Origin of the sequence: Leptospira kobayashii, from assembly GCF_003114835.2 — a bacterium.
Lineage (GTDB): Bacteria > Spirochaetota > Leptospiria > Leptospirales > Leptospiraceae > Leptospira_A > Leptospira_A kobayashii.
This window is the reverse complement of record NZ_AP025028.1, coordinates 2,923,890-2,942,473: the sequence shown is the minus strand read 5'-3', so window position 1 is coordinate 2,942,473 and position 18,584 is coordinate 2,923,890. Positions and strand designations below refer to the sequence as shown.

Here is an 18,584-nt window from a genome sequence, read left to right as displayed (position 1 = left end):
CGGGTGTTATCCGGCCTATGAGAATATTATGAAATGTTAATTTTTTGGAAGAAATTCGAAATCTTCTAAATAAGAATGATGGTGAAATAAATTTTTACGCATAATGAGATAAACCTATGAAAAAAAACAAATTATTAAGAATGGATAATGTCGGTATCGTTGTAAAATCCCTTGATAAGGCAATATCTTTCTTTGAAGAGATTGGGTTGAAGCTCGAAGGGCGAGCCACTATAGAAGGTGAATGGGCTGGTCGAATCACCGGACTCGGTTCTCAGTGCGTAGAAATTGCTATGATGGTTACCCCGGATGGTCATAGCAGACTTGAGCTTTCACAATTTCTCACCCCACCTATTATTTCAGATCACCGGACTGCTCCTGTAAACGCACTCGGTTATCTGCGCGTTATGTTCACCGTTGAAGACATTGACGAAATGGTATCCAGGCTAACTAAATCCGGCGCTCAACTTGTTGGCGAAGTGGTTCAATACGAAAATTCGTATCGACTTTGTTATATTCGTGGAACGGAAGGCCTTTTGATCGGTTTAGCACAAGAACTCGGTAACAAATAAGTAGTGGCGTTCTATTATTATGAAACGTCGTTAAACTACATTTTGTGATTATTTTAAATTTAATTCCGTAAAATATTGAAATATTAGAATGAGTAACAACAACTTAAAAAGACTCCCGCGATTAACTGCAATTTTAGTTAAGTTACAAACAAAAAAGCTATTAACAGCATTTGAATTAGCGGATGATTTTTCCTTAAGTGTCAGAACCATTTACAGGGATATCCGAGCTTTGGAAAAAGCAGGGGTTCCTATAATAACTCAGGAAGGAAAAGGTTATTCGCTGAAAGAAGGTTATAATGTTCCGCCGGTGATGTTCACTGAAAAACAAGCGAATGCTCTGATCCTCGTCGAACAGTTAGTTTTAAAAAACAAAGATAAATCAATTGTAAAAGATTATTCGGAAGCGATCGAAAAGATAAAAGCCGTATTGGATTCCGAACAAAAAGAAAAAATCCATTTGCTAATAAAACGAACACATCTCGATCAAAACTACGAAAGGGAAAAAAATAGTAACAATTTGTCTGATTTGCAAATCGCTTTGACAAATTGTTACTTGATCAATATCGAATATACAAATGAAAAAAATATCATAACAAGGCGCCAACTGGAACCGTTTGCTTTGCTTAGCACTCAAAATTGGTTATTGCTGGCCAAATGTCGATTAAGAAATGAATTCCGTTTTTTTCGTCTGGATAGAATAGGAAAATTAGAACTTCTCCCGGAAAAGTTTCCTTCACATAATATGTCCTTACAGGAATATTTTGATCGGTATTATTAATTTTTTCTCAACCCCTGACATAAGGCTGTCACCTGTCTAATCTTGATTTTTCGTCTACATAGCAGAAGGAAAAAAAATGATAAATCAGTTAATTAACTTAAATTGGATAAGTGTTTCCGTAGCTTACGTAGTATATTCTGTGCTTGGGGCTTTATGGTTCACTTTGTTTTTCAAAAGACAGTATGTTATTTCGTTGGGCAAAGAAAATGAGGCACCTCAAAAACCGGCCCCTATTTTCATTATCGGGCCAGCGGTGTGCATACTCGTAATAACGATTGCAAGTGCTATCTTGATTTATGCTTTAGGGATTGATTCAATCAGTGGGGCACTTGAATTCACTCTAATCATAGGAATGGGATTTTTGGTATCGAATACTATAAATATTGCCATTAACCCAAACATACCCCGACCAATTCATTACGGTATTATTACTGGGTCGTACCACTTGACAGGCATTTTAATTGTTAGCCTCATCATAGTGACTATGAAGTAACATGCGAGCCCTATACACTAAAGATAGAAATTGCATATAATCAATGTTAAATTTTTATTCATGGGATTTGTTTTGCAAGCCTTGGAACATTTGCTACCCGTCACTGTATTCGATTATTAGAAAGTCGATTAATTGGTGCTTGAATTTTTCTATGAAAGCATTATAATCGGATCTATGAGAAAAATTATTTTCGCAATCAATATTACCGCTGATGGGTATTGCAGTCACACGGACATGATCGGTGACGACGAGTTGCACGAGTATTTCACCGATCTTTTGCGTAATGGAACTCTTATTCTTTATGGCCGAATCACGTATCAACTCATGGTACCCTTTTGGCCTGAAGTGGCCAGGGATCAATCGGAGTCGAAAGCAACCAATGAGTTCGCTCGCGTGTTCGACTCACTTGATAAGATCTTATTTTCCACCACATTGGAACAGGTTGAGGAAACGAATACGAGACTTGTGCGGGGAAACATTATGGAAGAGGTGCTTGCCTTGAGGGAACAGCCTGGAAAGGAAATTTTCGTAGGCAGCTTGAGCATTGCGTCTCAGCTTTCTGAGCGTGGTTTGATAGATGAGTATCGTTTCGTGGTTCATCCGGTCGTTGCAGGAAAGGGGCCGCGGCTGTTTGATACTGTGAAGCCGCAGGAAAGTCTTCGGTTGGACTTTCTTGGCTCAAAAACTCTTCAATCTGGCGCCATTGCTCTTCACTACAAAAAACATGTTTGAGGAAAAATTCCTTTGCTTTTAACTTAATCACCTAACTATGGCTTATTGTTAAAATCACGACTCTTGCTCCGCACCATCTCTTGGCTTTCGCAGGCAGAGGGCAGGGGTGTAGCGTTGATAACGTCTATTTCGTTTTGTTCCGTCGCTAAAAAATTGATCTTAACGAATAAATATCTTCCATTATTTTATATAGAAGATAAAATCGAAACGATGACAAAAGAATCAGAAAAAACATTATTATCTTATGAAACGGTCGTTGGTTTGAAAATAAAAGATGAAGATCTTTATACTAAGTATAGGGAATCTATGACTCCGCTTTTGAAAAATTACGAGGGTGGCTTTCGTTATGATTTTAAAATTCAAGAAACGTTGATTAGCGAAAATACAAATTTCATAAATAGAGTGTTCTTGATTTTCTTTAAGAATAAGGAATTGAAAAATAGTTTCTTTTCCGATCCGAACTATTTAAAAATAAGAGAAACCTATTTCTCTCCTTCCGTCGAATCTACCACCATCATTGCCGAATATGAACGTTATAATTAAACGAATATAAATATGGGTTTTTTGTAGTTTAACAAAAACACATTATTTTTTTCGGAATTTATGATCCGACTAGGAAAGAATTCTTTCCGTTGATTTCTTTGGGAAAGATCATTTAACAGAGATACATCCCGAAAGAGCGTTCCAAGATCGATCAGCAAAGATTACACAAGGAATGAGTTCGTTTATCCCGCGGCATTTTGGGATTTAGCCGAACTACGTTTATCCCGCCTTTCGAGGGTGTTATCAGATTTGCGCTAATCCCCGAAACTTAGCATGTTAACCGCATTGCGATTTACTCCATTGAAACGAGGGATATACGAACTTCGTTTAAAACCCCCGCTGGGACTTACAAAACGGAATAACCGAACTTCGTTTAACCCCCAGGAAGGAGGAACTCGCCGGGATATACGTATTGCGCTAATCCCACCTACCACGTGTTGTTACACGAACTTCGCTTATCCTCCTGAGCGCGGAACCCGGTTGATTATCCAACTTCATTTGTCCCCCAACAGAACCCCAAAAAAGCTAGTTACCCGAACTTCGTTTATCCCCGCTTCCCACTTATCGCCGTTCCAACAACCCGCCACCTACACAGCTGCTCCGACAAAACCATCCCCGGCTCCTGCATAGAATTATGTCTCATAAAAAAGACTGTACAAAATCAGGCCTGTCTTTAGAATTTCAACAAATCGTCAGATTTTTGGGAGTATAGGGGATGGATTTCGTCAAAATCCGAGGCAAAGATTTACAAGACTGTATCATGCAAATGAAAATGAAATATGGGCCGGAGGCGCATATTTATGATCAACGTGTAACAACGGAAGGCGGACTCTTCGGAACCGGGCTTCTCGCAAGCAAGATGTATGAAATCGATGTGGGTATCCCAGAAAAACAAAACTCCAAAGATCGTATTGAGAAAAAACTCAAAGATCTGAAAGAACTGATCAAACAAAAGCAGAAAACGGATTCACTTGTGCCGGCAAACGAGAAGAAGGTGGCGAAAACGATTGAAACCGTAAGACCTTATTCGGAAAGAAGAAGAAGGGCGGCCGTTATGGAACGAATGGAGCCGATCGTAATCGATGACGAGGATTACGAATTGGAATCTTCTTTAAAGCCATACCAAGCGGAAGAACAAATCGGTTTGTCATTGGCAAATGTTCCCGAAATTCATGGAAAACCCCCTATTTCGAGAGAAATTCCGCAAGTTTCCATTCCCAAAAGACATTCCAATATTGAAAAACTTTCCGACAAATTGAAATCGGAAGGGATGAGCGCAAGTTATGTGGACGAGATTACACAAGTGCTGGAAGAACATCTTTCTTCCGTAGATGCGTCTCGTTTTGCAACCGTGTGTGAAAAAGCGATTTCTATACTCGAATCTAGAATCACAATCGATTCCGATCTATTCAGCGGAACGCCCCGCGGAAAAAGAAAGGTGGTTTTTTTCGTAGGACCTACGGGCGCGGGGAAAACCACTTCCATAGCAAAACTTGCAGCAAAATACTCCCTCCATATGGGAAAGAAAGTTTCCTTATACACAACGGATAACTACCGTATTGCGGCGATCGACCAACTGAAATTTTATGCGGATGCGATGGGCATGCCTTTTTATGCAGCGAAAGACGTTCGCAAATTGAAAGAGGCGGTCGCTCGGGACGGATCCGAACTGATTTTAGTGGACACTGCCGGTTACTCTCATAAAAACCCCGACAATATTTTGAAACTTCGGGAATTTTACCAGGCATTTGGAGACAAAGACTATCTGGAAAACATTTTGGTTCTTTCTTCCACGATTTCTTCCTCCAATGCCCGCTCGGTTGCAGACGCTTATGAGACAATAGGATACAAAAGAATTTTATTAACTAAGCTGGATGAAGCAGAATATTTAGGTTCTGTAGTGGAATTAGCCGATACTATTCACAGGGAATTCGCATTTTGTAGTGTGGGGCAGGATGTTCCTTTTGACATCCTTAACGCTTCTAAAAAACTTCTTGCAGAGTGTGTAGTTTACCCAGAGAAATTGAAGGGGATAGCCGGCGAGGTCTTTGATAAGGCCACTTAGTCCGCTTGTTATCCCTCCTAGATAGGGGAATAACCAAGCGATGGACCAAGCTGCAAATCTTAGAAAGCTTACTGAAGGAAATACTGGTTTAAAATTAGTCCCGACTTCCGATGCTCAGAAAAAAACAAAGATCATCGCGGTTGCTTCCGGAAAAGGCGGGGTTGGTAAAAGTACTGTTTCCGTAAACCTTGCCATAGCCATAGCGAAGACAGGCCTTAAGGTTTTGATCTTTGACGGAGACTTGGGACTTGCCAACGTCAACGTATTACTTGGAATCATTCCTAAATACAATCTCTATCATGTGGTCAAAGGCCATAAATCTTTAAAAGACATTATTATCTCCACACCGGAAGGGGTGGACATCATTGCAGGTGCCTCCGGGTATTCTCAGCTCGCCAATTTAAACGAAACTCAAAGAAACAATCTGATCAAAGGATTTGTGGACTTGGATCGTTACGATGTAATGATCATAGATACCGGCGCGGGGATCTCCGCCAATGTGATCGGTCTTGTTATGCCTGCCGATGAAGTGGTGGTCGTTACAACTCCCGAACCTACTTCCATCACCGACTCCTACGGACTCATCAAATCGATTGTTTCTCAGTCCAAAGACAAAAATCTAAAGATCATAGTGAATCGGGTTCGCAGTGCCATTGAAGGAAAAAAAGTAGCGGACAGAGTCATCGATATCTCCGGTCAATTTTTGGAAGTCCAAGTGGAAAATTTGGGATTTATCTTTCAAGACGAAGAAGTGGAAAGATCCATCCGGGAACAAAAACCTTTTATTTTAAACTCTCCTCGTTGTAAGGCGGCGGCTTGTTTGACTCGAATCACTCATAATTTGTTACAAACAGAAGGCGGTTATTCCGATGAAGAAGGCCTCACCGGATTTTTCAAAAAATTCTTTAACTTTGTAGATTTCAAAGAGAAAGAGATGGAAAAAGAAATGGAAGACGAAGGTTAATCCCTTGCAGATTGTTTTTCTTGCCGGTTTTGCTGTTATTGGTGCCATCATCAGCACCACCTGTGGGTTTCTTGTTGGAAACCGAATAGGTTATATTTTATTTGTCTCTGCCATTTCCACCTTTGCTTTTGCGGGTCTAGGATTCGGGGTGTATACCGTTTTGGAAAAAAAAGTTCCTGAATTTTTGGAATTTTTAGGCGGGTTGTCCATCGGTGGATTTGGTTCCGGTGGGGAAGAAGGGGATATGGATGAGGCCGGTGCGTCCTCTATGGCGTCTTCCGATTCAGGGTCTCTTTCCAGCGATGACTTTGGGGTACAATCGGGTGCCGAGTCTGCTGCCGAAGCAAAACTTGCTATGGCGAAGTCAGGCAAGTTCGGAGATCATATCATTGTGGACAAAATTGCCATCAAAAACGAGCCGAAACTCATGGCTGAGGCGATCCGAACCATGATGGCTAAGGATGATCCCCAGGAAGGATGAAAATTTATCCAATTTATCAGACATAAGAAAAAAATTGCTCTTGTAATTTTCGTTTTTATACGATTTTTTCTATAAAGTAAGAGTTTCCGGTTATCCGGCCTATTATGTCCAGATTGTTAGACAAATACAACCAATTTGATGAGACAGATCTCTGGAAACAGTATCGAGTCAATAAGAACCCCGAAATCCGTAGTTATCTCGTGGAGAAATATTCTCCCCTTGTCAAACACGTAGCCGGCCGCATTGCGATCGGAATGCCTCAAAATGTTGAATTCGAAGATTTGGTAAGTTATGGCGTCTTTGGTTTGTTAGACGCTATTGAAAAATTCGACCCTTCCCGCGAAATTAAATTTAAAACTTATGCTATGACCCGTATCCGCGGGTCAGTATTCGACGAACTTCGGTCAGTCGATTGGATTCCCCGTTCTATCCGCCAAAAGGCAAAACAATTGGAAGGCATCATCGCGATGTTGGAAAATAAAGAAGGGAAAAAAGTGGAGGACGAAGAGATCGCAAAAGAACTCGGAGTTTCCATGGATGAGTACAATTCCCTTCTCACCAAACTTTCGGGCACTTCCCTTGTATCCTTAAATGACATTTGGTTTCTTGGAGATGAAAACGACGAAGTTTCTTTTATGGAAACTTTGGAATCTCCGATGAATATGAATCCTGACAATATCATCGAAAAAGAAGAAATCAAAAACGTGATCGTAGATGCGATCAAATCCCTACCGGAAAAAGAGAAAAAAGTAATTGTATTATACTACTACGAAGATCTCACCTTAAAAGAGATAGGCGAAGTGTTGGAAGTAACAGAGTCCCGCATTTCACAACTCCATACCAAGGCGGTAGCACGTTTGAGAAGCAAACTCTCCAAAGTGAAATCGGCCATCCAAAAAAGATAGGGCTTCGCCATGTCTCTCACCGGGTTTCTGCAAGAGGAACTTGCCGAGTTCGAAAAAAAAGAAAAAGAACAAGTAGAAGTGATCGGAGATTCGATCGAAGAATGTCTTGCTCTTGCATCCGTTCACTTCGGTAAAAAAATCCATGAGCTGGATTATACCGTTTTAAAAAGAGGAAGAAAGAGACTTTTTTTCTCAGAGCCTTTTCATATCCGTGTCTCTATCATTCCGGAAGACTTGATCTTGGAAGAGTTGAGTGCTTTGGACGAAAGACTCACTGGCGGCACAGGCAAATTACTTTCCAAAGATCTGAAAGATCTGGTTGCTCCTAAAAACAAAGACGGTCGTCTCTCCGTAAAAATTTACAAGACAGGTGTATTTCTTACCGTTTATCCTCCGTTAGGAGAGGGAACTCCCGTAGCCATGGCGGATGTTACCAAACGACTGTCCTTTCGGGGAGTTGCGGGAGTTGATCCTGCCATCTTGGCCAAAATCATCAAAGATAAAAAAGGTGAGCCGGTTCTTATCTCGAATCAAAAACCGAAACAAGGAAATGATTCCAGCTGCAATATTGAAATCGGTTCCGAGCAAATGAAGGCATTTGTTACTATTTTCCCTGCGAGACCCGGTGGGCGTGATTTGGAAGTCAACGATATAGTCGTTTCTTTGAAGAACATGGGAATCAGTTACGGTTTGAAAGAAGCCGACATCAAACAGGCGCTTGATGAAGATAAAATCAATACTCCTTTCGTCGGTGCGGAAGGAGATCACCCCGTTAATGGAAATAATGCGGAAATCCGTTATTATGTTCGAACCGAAAAAAAAGTGAACTTCAAGGAAGATCAATCGGGAAGAGTCGACTACAAAGACTTGGATATGATCGAGAACGTAGTTGTAGGACAATTACTTGCCGAAAAAATACCCGCTCAGAAAGGAAAGTTGGGAAGAAATCTTTTCGGAATGGTGCTTCCCGCCAAAGACGGGTCAGATGTGGAATTGAAACAAGGAAAGGGAACCATACTTTCCGAAGATAAGATGCGTTTGACGGCGGAAGTCAACGGCCAAGTACTTTACGCACTTGGGAAACTTTCGGTAGAAACAGTCTACCGTATCAATGGGGATGTGGGAGTCAAAACAGGAAATGTTACCTTCCTCGGTTCCATCATCATTACAGGAAACGTAGAAGATAATTATTCGGTTAAGGCTGCGGGAAATATCGAAATCTACGGAACTGTTCAAAAAGCAATCATAGAAGCGGACGGAGACATCATCGTAAGACAAGGTGTGACGGGAAGGGAAGAGGCGCGTGTTGAATCCACAGGAGGCAATATCGTTGCTAAGTTCATTCAGAACGCAACCGTCATTACAGAAAGAGATATCATTGTTCAGGAAGGGATTTTGCATTCACATCTGATGGCAGGTGGTAAGGTCAGTTGCAAAGGAAAGAGAGGCCAGATTGTAGGCGGTACCATCCAAGCAGCGCAGCTCATTGCCGCAAAAATCATCGGGTCCCAAGCCAATCCTCAGACAGATCTCATCGTCGGGGTCAATCCGAAGATACTCAAGCAGATCAATGAATATGAAGAGAAGAAAAACGAGAACCAGGACAAATTCGATCAACTGACCAAAACCATGCGTACTCTCCGCGCTCGTAAAGAAGCGGACCCTGCCAGCTTTTCTCCCGAAAACGAAGCCCACCTTCAGAAATTGGAAGCTGGGACTAAGAAGCTCGAAAAACGAATCCAGGAATACGATAAGGAAATCCAGACTCTCACTGCCTATATGGAAGAACAGGCCGCCAGTGGCCGCGTTTCCGTGGAAAAAACCATCTTTCCCGGCGTTTCCATCCGGATCCGAAATGCAGATTTCAAACTGCGGCACGAAACCAAGGCAAAAACCTTCTTTGAGGAAGGGGGCCAGGTGCGAAGTACCAATTACGAAGATCCGGACGAAGATAAAAATGACTGGAGAAAAAAACGAGGTCGTGCTAAACCTAAGAACTAGAAGGGTAATGCAATGATTCTCAACGAAACTTTTGCGAGTAATACTCACCACTTTGAAATTGCAAAACGGGCTCAGGTAGAAAATCCGAACACCTACCAGAACCAAGTTGTGGAATTGCAAAAAGCGGCAATCACTACCCAGAATCGTGCCCAGACAGTTCCCGAGACAAAGGCGAATACTTCGTCTAATGGTTTGAAACCAAAACAAGAAAAAGAAGAAGTGGTTTCTTATACAAAATCAGGGATCGTTCGCGCCAATTTATCTCAGAACAAAGGATCGTTTTTCGATTCAATGGCTTAAGTTCTTTTCATACTCTTTAGGAATGTTGTTGGAAATGTTTCTATGGAGACTAGAAAATGGAACTTTTTTCTCTAGTATTAATCAACATATTGTTTGGTGGGATTTTGTATGTATTCGTTTCTGCAAAAGTCCAAAAGTCCGTATCGGAATATTATGATAAAAAATTAGACCGCGCTATAGATATGGCGACTTCCGAAACCATCAAGGAATTGGATGCGACCGTAGGTGTTATCGAGTCAAGACTTGTAGCTCTCAGATCTATGATTGAAAAGGCGGAGCTCATTGCAAAAGAATTCAAACATTATGAATCGGTAAAAGGAGAACGCCCGGCAAATAAACAGGCCATAGACGAAGTTCCTCCTCTTCGTGAATTAGGTATGTCTTTGGAAAAAGAATTGAGCCAGGCAAAACAAACGGAAGCTGAACCTATCATCCATAGTCTAAAGGAACAAAGATCCGGTGTGGGAGAAGTATATAGATCCAATCAGTTTCTTGCAAATGAATCGGAAGTAATTACAACCGACGGTGCAGTCAATCAGGTGTTCGGAAAATTAGGTAGAGCGGTCAAAGGAATCTTGGGCATGGAAGGGATGAACACTCCTACCAATGATGCAATCGGTGCCGTGGAGCTTCCTCAATTCAAACCTAAAATGGATTTTACCGTCGGAGGAAATCCGTTCTCTGAAAAGAAAGAAGAATCGAATATCATTCGGGATGAAAACAAAGAAGGAAAAACCAGAAAAGAATTTTTAACGGAAATGGCTTACGCAAATGATCCTGCATACGCATCTCACCAAAGAAATTTTGAAGACCAAATCGTATTATCATTGGAATCCGCTTTGGAAGAGCTTCCTGCGAGCGCAGGCAAAATCGATAAAGTAGTTCATTTGCTGAAAAAGGGATATAGCCACGAAGACATCTCGGATGTAATGAATATCGGAACACATGAAATTCATTTGATCGAAACGATTAGGCTTGATAGATCCAGAAGAATCTAGTATTTTGTTCCCATGTCTTCTCTTCCCGTCTTAAACGTCGGGTTTTCCAATATAGTATTTGCTTCCAAGATACTTGCCATTTTACAAGCGGAATCGGCAGGCGCGAAGAGATTACGCCTTGAGGCGAAAGAATCTTCCCGTTTGATTGATGCTACCCAAGGGAGAAAGACGCGTTCCGTACTAGTTCTGGATTCAGGACATATTGTACTCTCTGCGATTCGTCCGGACAGTCTCGCCAAACGTCTGGAAAACGGAGACAATAGTTTCGGTAAAGAGGACGAGGAAGAAGAATGAGTTCTACTAGTCCCAATCTTTACATTATATCCTCTGTGGCAGGCGGCGGAAAATCTACAATCATCAGCAGAATTCTTTCCATTCATCCTGAGTTTTATTTTTCCATATCTTGCACTACAAGAGCTCCAAGGCCCGGAGATATTCCGGGAGTGACTTATTATTTTCTAACCGTAGATGAGTTCAAAAAGAAAATAGAAGAAGATCAGTTCTATGAATGGGCTTCCGTACATGGAAATTACTACGGCACTTTAAAAGCTCCGATTCACAAGGCAATCGCAGAAAACAAAGTTGTTTTACTCGATATAGACGTGCAAGGCGCCAAAACTGTCAAGGCGCTCCGTCCTGAGTCCGTCAGCATTTTCATCCAACCGCCGAGCCGCGATATTTGGATCGAGAGACTGATCAAAAGAGGAACGGACTCGGAAGAAAGTATAGAAAGAAGGATTACAAACGGAATCGGAGAGCTAGAACAAGCGTCTAGCTTTGATTATGTGGTGGTAAATGATGATTTGGATCGTGCTACGGAAGAAGTGAAATCCATCATTCAATCCGAAGGTTCACCGTCTTCATCATCCAAAGTTTTACCGTAACCGGGAACATTCTTAGCACTTGCATCCAACCATTTGTTGGAAATCACGGATCTTCTTTCCGCAGGAAATAAAGTCAGCAAATAGGTTGTGATGGTAGGTCGGCCTTCTTCTTCCGCGTCTTTGTCCATTTGTTCGAATACTTCTATGATATCATAGTCGGGCCAATTGAGGAGCATATCTCTTGCTGACTCGGGAGGCATGTTCGCCACTTTGTTCGCAAGAACTTTTACCTTCTCCGACCTTGCGGATTCCTTTCTGGCTTTCTCCGCCATTTCCTTTTCTTTTCTCTGGATTCCTTCTTTCAGCTCTTCCAATCTTTCCTTATCGGTAGCAAGAGAGTTCTTTGCAGAATCCAATTCTGCTTTGAGTCGATCCAATTCTTCTTTGTCGGAGATGAGTCTCTCTCTTGCTTTTTCCATCTCCAGTTTTTCCAACTCCGTCGGAGAAAGAAGATCCTGATTTACAAAGCTGGGAGATCTTTTCAGGAAGGGTAGATAGTCTTCCGCATTCAGGACTTGAAAATAATCAAAAATAAAAAACCCGATTGTGATTAGAAAAAAAATCAGTAAGATTAAAAAAAAGGATCTGGTTTTGTCCGTTACACTTGCCATCGATTATTTGCCTTTTCCCATATAATATTTTTCGTAAAAGTCTCTTAAGTTTTTAAAATCGCTCATCAATTCGTCGCCACCGTCTTCTCTATTTAGAATTTTGAATGTTTTCGGAATCTTCTTGTTGGCTTTAGGTTCCGTAACACCTATTCCTTCCGCAAAAGCAAGAGATGCCGCTAAATTGGCGTTATATTCTTCTACTTCCCGGCGTTCTTGTTTTTTTCTCTTTTTCTTCCATTCCAGATAACGGTTTTCTTTTAAAACTTCGATCACCTTTTTATCTTTTCTTGCAAGTATCAAACCTTGTCTGACCAGATCCACGTCTTCGTTTTTGGCTTCAATTTTAAGAGCAAGGTCTTCGTTTAATTTCATCAAACCTTGGATGTATCTTTCAATGGATAAATAATCGCTTAAACTGGTTCCTACTTTAGCGCTAGATTCGATCTCTCTGTAAGAACGATCAATTTCTTTTTCGTTAAATTCACGTTCGGCGAAAAGTGCATTCAATTCGGAGACGACTACGGATAGTTTCCGAATTTCTTCGTCTTCTTTCCACTCTCTCAGCTTTAGAACTGTCTCTAAACTAAATTGAAACCGTTTCACACCTGTCTATTTCCTGTGTTTGGAATTATTTTTGTACTCTTTTTTGCTTGTTCTTAAAAAAAAGTGACGATAGAGGTAAAGGTTTGCCTGCTCGAATCCTTCTACAATTTTTCCTTTTGTTTCTACCGGCAGACATCTCTTTGTTTGCGGACCCAATTCATCTTATGGCTGATCATAGGGGTAGTCCGGTTTATCTGCATGGTGATTGGGAGTTTTACCCCAATACGTTTTTACCTCCTTCGGGAACATCTATTTCTCCGCCGATCATGGTTCGGGCGCCCGGAACTTGGAATCAGATTTTGGGTACCGGAAAAGGCTACGGTTCCTATAGGCTTTTTATCTCGGCTCCCGATTTACCGGAAAGAAACAAAATCTATGGACTGAAAATCCCCGACCTAGCCACGGCTTACGAAGTTTTTTGGAATGGGAAAAGTGTTGCTCGGACGGGCAATGTGGGAACGGATTTTTCCACATCGAAACCTTCGTTTCAGTTTCATACCATCCCTATCGTTTGGAAAGAAGGGACAAACGAATTAACTTTTCATATTTCTAATTTTCATTATGCAAAAGGAGGAATGTGGGAGCCTCCATTGCTCGGAGAATGGGAAAATTTAAACAAAGTAACCAACAGGCATCTTGCTTCCTCCTTGTTTCTGGCAGGTGCCGTCTTTATCATCGCTCTTTATCATTTCGGTTTGTTTTATTGGAGAAGGGAAGATAAGGGAAATTTGCTTTTTGGTTTTGCCGCAGGAATTCTTGCGATTCGGATTTTGTTTACGGGTGAAAGACTCGGATTCGGAGAATTGGAACAGTTATTAGGTTGGGATCTCTGCATTAGGATCGAATACCTTACTTTTTATATTTCGCCTTACTTGTTTTATGCGTTCTTTAACGAATTTTACCCCGTTTATTTCACGCGTTGGATGAAATGGAGTTTGCTTGCGCCTACATTGTTTTTTGTTTCCTTGTTGTTTTTCTCCAAAACGGAATTTTTCACGGGACTCAATCTTTATTTCAATGTAGTTTTGTTATACGGTATATTATTGATATTGCAAGGGGTCACTCGCGCGATCTGGGATAAAAGGGAAGGAGGAAGGCTTTTTACACTGGGGATTTTGATTATGGCGATCGCTAGTGTCGTGGATGTTCTCAATGCCAATCAGATCCTTTTTTCCATCGAAGCCATCCCCATTGCCATATTTTTATTTATCCTTTTACAATCTTTGACATTATCCCGCCGTTTCAGTAAGGCTTTTTCAGATGTGGAATCGCTGTCCAAAAAACTTATGGTATTGGACAAACTGAAAGATGAGTTTTTGGCAAACACATCCCATGAATTGAAAACTCCTTTGAACGGAATCATCGGTATCGCAGAATCCATGTTTGATGGAATTGGCGGTTCTTTGAACCTGGAACAAAGACAAAACTTAGGAATGATCATCAGTTCGGGCAAACGATTGTCTTCTCTCGTGGATGATATTTTGGATTTTTCCAAAATGAAAAACAGGGATCTGGATTTGGATCTGAAGACTTTGGACTTACAACAAATCATAGATTTTGTTTTGGTAGTTTCCAGGCCATTGTACATGACCAAGGCTTTGCAGGTTCGCAATTTGATTTCTATGGACTTTCCTCCCGTTTTGGGAGATGAAGCGAGGGTTCAGCAGATCTTATTCAATCTGGTCGGCAATGCGATCAAATTTACGGAAAAGGGCAAAATTGAAATCAAAGCGGAAATAATGGATCAATTTGGCAAATTTTCTGTCTCCGATACCGGGATCGGTATCCCTAATGAAAAGTTTCATGATATTTTCAGATCTTTTGAACAAGTTGATTCTTCCACAACACGGCAGTTTGGCGGAACTGGACTTGGTCTTGCGATCACCAAGAGGTTGGTTGAGTTGCACGGGGGATCCATCTGGGTTGAATCGAAGTTGGGAGAAGGTTCCACTTTTTATTTTACAATGCCTTTGGCCAGAGAGGGTGAGATACCTTTGGAAAAACATTCGGGAAGAAATAATGATCTTTGGATGTCTTTTGAAGGATATAAAACATTCAGTCCGATAGAAGAGGATGTGATCGAGGAAGAGACGAAGGAAAAAATAGTAAAAGTCCTGGTCGTAGATGACGAGCCGATCAATCGACAAGTTTTGAAAAATCACCTAACTTTGGTTGGGTGTGAGGTCGTGGAGGCCTCCAACGGAGGAGAAGCCATTCAGCAGATCCGTGACCAGGGACCGTTTGAATTGGTTCTTCTGGATATAATGATGCCAGGGATGAGCGGTTATGACGTATGTTCGGTGATTCGCGAGTCTTTCTCTCTTCATCAGCTTCCGATTCTTTTTCTAACCGCAAAAAATCAGATCACGGATATCGTATCCGCATTGGAAGCCGGTGGAAACGATTATTTGGCAAAACCTTTCGATAAGAGGGAACTGATTTCCAGATCGAAAAACCTAATCACTTTAAAGAAAGCGGTAGAGGAACAAAACAAGTTTATTGCATTTCAAAATGAGTTAGGCGTTGCCCGAAAATTGCAGAGTTCGATTTTACCGGAAACCGCTCCGGAACTTGCCGGTTTGAAATCCAGTTTCTATTATGAACCGATGGACAGTGTAGGAGGGGATTTTTTCGACTTTCATGTAATTTCGGAAAAAGAGTTGGGAGTTATTATCGCCGATGTTTCAGGTCATGGGATTCCTGCGGCATTGATCTCCGCCATGCTGAAAATTGCATTTTCCATTCAAGCGAGACTTTCCCGCGATCCGGTGGCATTACTTTCCAGGATCAATACGACCCTTCTCGGAAAAACAAAAAATGCCTTTGTGACTGCCAGTTATTTGTATATCAATCTGGAACGAATGGAAGTAACACACGCTAGGTGTGGGCATCTTCCTTTGATCATCACAAGGAAGAATGAAAAGGAACCGATCATCAGTCTCCCTCAAGGCAAACTCATCGGCTGGATTCCGGAATTGGATTGTAAGGCGGAAACGGTTTCCATTCGGTCGGGCGATAGATTGATTCTTTATACGGATGGAATTACCGAGGCTTCCAATCAAAATCATTTGATGTTGGGTCAGGAACATTGGCAAGAGATGCTTCTTTCCACTAAAAACGATTCTTTGGAAAAAGCCAAAAAGAAGTTATTGGAAAAGATTAAAACTTTTACGGGAATCAAATCACCTGATGACGATGAGACTCTCGTTTTGATTGATATAGAATGACTTAAAAATCTTCTTCCGTGCGGGACTGGGAAGTAAGAATGGCGGCAAGCTTGGCAGTTGCATCCGCGTAAGTGGATTTTTGTTCGATCCTTTGGATGAGATAATCGTCGATCGCTTCTTTTTTATCAATCGCCATATCGATTTTCGGATCGGCTCCTCTTGTATAAGCGTTGAGTAGGATAATATCTTCCGAACCTTTGTATTTGGAAATCAACTCTCTGACGAGAGAAGAATGCATATAATGATTTTCATTTACGATCTTTTGCATCAGTCGGGAAAGGGATGCGGGAACATCGATTGCAGGGAAGTGGCTTCTTTCCGCGAGCTTTCTCGTAAGAATGATATGTCCGTCGATAAATCCTCTCACCTTATCCGCAACGATATCATCCATATCATCTTCCGCATCGGTTAGTACGGTGTAAAATCCGGTAATAGAACCTCCGTTATGCGATGTGCCGGCTCTTTCCACCAATTTTGCCATCTTTGTGAAAACACTCGAAGCGAAACCCTTTGTGACTACCGGTTCCCCTATGGAAAGTTCTCTCAATGCTTCCGCATAACGGGTAAGAGAATCCATATATAAATTTACCGAGAGTCCTTTGTCTCTGAAAAATTCCGCCGCCGAACAGGCGAGATGGGCACAACTGACTTGTTCCATTTTGGAGGAATCGGAGGTAGCTACAAATACAACCGACTTGGCGAGAGCTTCCTTTCCGAGCTCTACATTTAGAAATTCATTTACCTCTCGCCCCCTCTCTCCGATGAGAGCGACAACGTTCACATCGGCGCTCGTATAACGGGCGATCATTCCAAGCAAACTCGATTTACCGACTCCTGAGCCAGAGAAGATTCCTATTCTTTGGCCGCGACCGACGGTAAGCATTCCGTCTATGGCACGTACGCCTGTTTCCAAAATCTCGGTGATGGGAGGACGATCCAACGGGTTTAAAAATTTAGGTTCGGAAGCCCGCTCTTCTTTTGTGATCAGTAGACCCTTGGAGTCGATCGGTTTGCCGAGTCCATTCAAAACCCTTCCTAGTAGTTCCGGTCCTGCATTCAAAGTGATTTTACGACCGGAGGAAAAAACAAAAGCATGAGGAAAAATATCCTGAGTATCACCTAATGGCATTAAGGTGTAAAGATGATCTTTGAATCCGACGAGAACACATGCCAAATAACCTTTGTCACTTCCTCTTTCGACTTCCAGGATTTCCCCCACTTTGGAATCGGGGGGACCTTGGGAATAAATCACATTCCCGATCACAGAAACCACAACCCCACTTTTTCGGATGGGTTCGATTTTTTCGACGACATTCAGATATTTGGAAATGGCGTCGATGTGCTCTGTGAATTTTTTCTCGATCATCTGGATTTACGTTACTCTAGCAATGTGACATAATAAAATCAAGCGATTCCAGGAGCAAAATCCGGATTTTGAGGGGGAGAAGAGAACCAAAGCGCATAAGTCACCTTGATTCCCTTTTTTAGTTTATCTACAGGTTTCTATATCTTCCAACTTAGAGATAAATTTGGGATCGGATAGTTTTTTTCCCAGTTTGATTTGGTAGGGATTTGTTCCTTCTACAAACGAATCCGAATAGGCAAGTTTTCCGAAATTAGTCGCCCTTGTGAAACAATTCGGAAATGATTTTGCATCCGTTAATTTCCCGTCTTTCCATTGGTAAACACGGTCGGGAGTTCTTACATATAGACTTCCGCTGTCTGTGGCCCAACGAACTCCGTATACCGGCAGCGCCGTCCAGAAACTCAATGGCAGACTGCTTACTTTGCCCGAACTCGGTTCTAGGATTCGCAATTGGAATTCCGTAAATTCCCAATTTGTATTGGACTCGGCAGTAATCAATGCAACTAGTTTTCCGTTAGGTGACGGGCTAGCTTGAAAGATCACCAGATTTTCAGGTGTGGCCGGATAACTGAAAGCAGGTTTGTTTCCGGGATAAACGGTTAATCGTTGTTTTAGGGTTCCGTATTCGTCGTCTTTTCCGTGTAAGATAAAAGCAGTGTTTTCCCCTTTGTGATAAAAAGCGGATTCCGCCAAAGCCCAAGAGGGGATCTTCCAAGTTTTTAAAATTTTAGAGGCACCGGATCGTACTTCTACTAAGTCAGCTTTTGTGAAATAATTTTTTTTGTCAGTGGTTCCGTTCAAAGGATTCCAGGGATCTTTTTCTTCGTAGTGCACTTCGAGTAACAATGCTATATCGTTTGATTCTGAAGGAGAAATTTCTGGCTGGAGATTTGTTTCTTTCCAGATCATTTGGGAGCACTGGATGGAGAATAAGAAGGAGAGCAATGAAAAAGGAAATACCAATCGTTTCATAACAAAAAATCATACCTTAGGTCTGTGGAGGATGTAAAGCAGAAAGAAGCGGTTTTTAGGGCAAAAAAAAGGGAACTCTTAACCGAGTCCCC

The 18,584-nt window shown here is 41.7% G+C and carries 19 protein-coding genes; 15 read left to right on the top strand and 4 right to left on the bottom strand.

Translation table 11 applies throughout. The features are described from left to right. Positions 1-116: 116 nt before the first annotated feature. The 14 genes from DI077_RS13160 to gmk all read left to right on the top strand — a co-directional run bounded on the left by DI077_RS13160 (position 117) and on the right by gmk (position 11,713). Positions 117-569, top strand: coding sequence for a VOC family protein (locus DI077_RS13160; RefSeq protein WP_109020309.1), 453 nt, complete (start codon positions 117-119; stop codon positions 567-569). A gap of 88 nt (positions 570-657) precedes the next feature. Beyond that, complete coding sequence (locus tag DI077_RS13155; RefSeq protein ID WP_109020306.1) at positions 658-1,347, top strand: helix-turn-helix transcriptional regulator; 690 nt, start codon at positions 658-660, stop codon at positions 1,345-1,347. Between the two features lie 76 nt (positions 1,348-1,423). Next, positions 1,424-1,840 carry a DUF1761 domain-containing protein gene (locus tag DI077_RS13150; RefSeq protein ID WP_109020304.1) on the top strand — a complete coding sequence of 139 codons (417 nt, stop codon included), beginning with the start codon at positions 1,424-1,426 and terminating at the stop codon, positions 1,838-1,840. 174 nt (positions 1,841-2,014) lie between these two features. Continuing rightward, positions 2,015-2,572: a dihydrofolate reductase family protein gene (locus tag DI077_RS13145; protein ID WP_109020578.1), complete on the top strand. Its 558-nt coding sequence runs from the start codon at positions 2,015-2,017 to the stop codon at positions 2,570-2,572. Between the two features lie 210 nt (positions 2,573-2,782). Next, positions 2,783-3,115, top strand: coding sequence for a DUF1330 domain-containing protein (locus DI077_RS13140; RefSeq protein ID WP_109020577.1), 333 nt, complete (start codon positions 2,783-2,785; stop codon positions 3,113-3,115). Positions 3,116-3,830: 715 nt separating this feature from the next. Then, a complete protein-coding gene (gene flhF / locus DI077_RS13135; RefSeq protein ID WP_109020302.1) occupies positions 3,831-5,180 on the top strand; it encodes a flagellar biosynthesis GTPase FlhF in 1,350 nt (449 codons plus the stop codon). A 40-nt stretch (positions 5,181-5,220) separates the two neighbouring features. Then, positions 5,221-6,144: a MinD/ParA family protein gene (locus tag DI077_RS13130; protein WP_109020299.1), complete on the top strand. Its 924-nt coding sequence runs from the start codon at positions 5,221-5,223 to the stop codon at positions 6,142-6,144. A gap of 4 nt (positions 6,145-6,148) precedes the next feature. Beyond that, on the top strand, positions 6,149-6,625 hold the full coding sequence (locus tag DI077_RS13125; protein ID WP_109020297.1) for a hypothetical protein: 477 nt from the start codon (positions 6,149-6,151) through the stop codon (positions 6,623-6,625). Between the two features lie 104 nt (positions 6,626-6,729). After that, positions 6,730-7,530: an RNA polymerase sigma factor WhiG gene (whiG, locus tag DI077_RS13120; RefSeq protein WP_109020294.1), complete on the top strand. Its 801-nt coding sequence runs from the start codon at positions 6,730-6,732 to the stop codon at positions 7,528-7,530. Between the two features lie 9 nt (positions 7,531-7,539). Next, on the top strand, positions 7,540-9,531 hold the full coding sequence (locus DI077_RS13115) for a DUF342 domain-containing protein (protein WP_109020292.1): 1,992 nt from the start codon (positions 7,540-7,542) through the stop codon (positions 9,529-9,531). 12 nt (positions 9,532-9,543) lie between these two features. After that, a complete protein-coding gene (locus tag DI077_RS13110; protein WP_109020289.1) occupies positions 9,544-9,831 on the top strand; it encodes a hypothetical protein in 288 nt (95 codons plus the stop codon). A gap of 56 nt (positions 9,832-9,887) precedes the next feature. Beyond that, on the top strand, positions 9,888-10,829 hold the full coding sequence (locus DI077_RS13105) for a hypothetical protein (protein ID WP_109020287.1): 942 nt from the start codon (positions 9,888-9,890) through the stop codon (positions 10,827-10,829). A 12-nt stretch (positions 10,830-10,841) separates the two neighbouring features. Further along, positions 10,842-11,123 carry a DUF370 domain-containing protein gene (locus DI077_RS13100; RefSeq protein WP_109020284.1) on the top strand — a complete coding sequence of 94 codons (282 nt, stop codon included), beginning with the start codon at positions 10,842-10,844 and terminating at the stop codon, positions 11,121-11,123. Further along, positions 11,120-11,713, top strand: a complete 594-nt coding sequence (gene gmk / locus DI077_RS13095; RefSeq protein ID WP_109020281.1) for a guanylate kinase — start codon at positions 11,120-11,122, stop codon at positions 11,711-11,713. Before DI077_RS13100 ends, gmk begins: the two co-directional genes overlap by 4 nt. On the opposite strand, the gene DI077_RS13090 is transcribed toward gmk, so the two are convergent. Next, positions 11,668-12,324, bottom strand: coding sequence for a periplasmic-type flagellar collar protein FlbB (locus tag DI077_RS13090; RefSeq protein WP_109020278.1), 657 nt, complete (start codon positions 12,322-12,324; stop codon positions 11,668-11,670). The genes gmk and DI077_RS13090 overlap by 46 nt on opposite strands. 3 nt (positions 12,325-12,327) lie before the next feature. After that, entirely contained in the window at positions 12,328-12,927 is a 600-nt protein-coding gene (fliJ, locus tag DI077_RS13085) for a flagellar export protein FliJ (RefSeq protein ID WP_109020276.1), read from the bottom strand. A gap of 83 nt (positions 12,928-13,010) precedes the next feature. Here fliJ and DI077_RS13080 point away from each other — a divergent pair, with 83 nt between their 5' ends. Next, a complete protein-coding gene (locus DI077_RS13080) occupies positions 13,011-16,154 on the top strand; it encodes a SpoIIE family protein phosphatase (protein WP_242935197.1) in 3,144 nt (1,047 codons plus the stop codon). Position 16,155: 1 nt separating this feature from the next. Here the strand turns inward: DI077_RS13080 and DI077_RS13075 are convergent, their stop codons facing one another. Both DI077_RS13075 and DI077_RS13070 read right to left on the bottom strand, forming a co-directional pair. Then, a complete protein-coding gene (locus DI077_RS13075; protein WP_109020273.1) occupies positions 16,156-17,520 on the bottom strand; it encodes a FliI/YscN family ATPase in 1,365 nt (454 codons plus the stop codon). Positions 17,521-17,643: 123 nt separating this feature from the next. Further along, on the bottom strand, positions 17,644-18,429 hold the full coding sequence (locus DI077_RS13070) for a hypothetical protein (protein WP_109020575.1): 786 nt from the start codon (positions 18,427-18,429) through the stop codon (positions 17,644-17,646). Positions 18,430-18,584 lie beyond the last annotated feature (155 nt).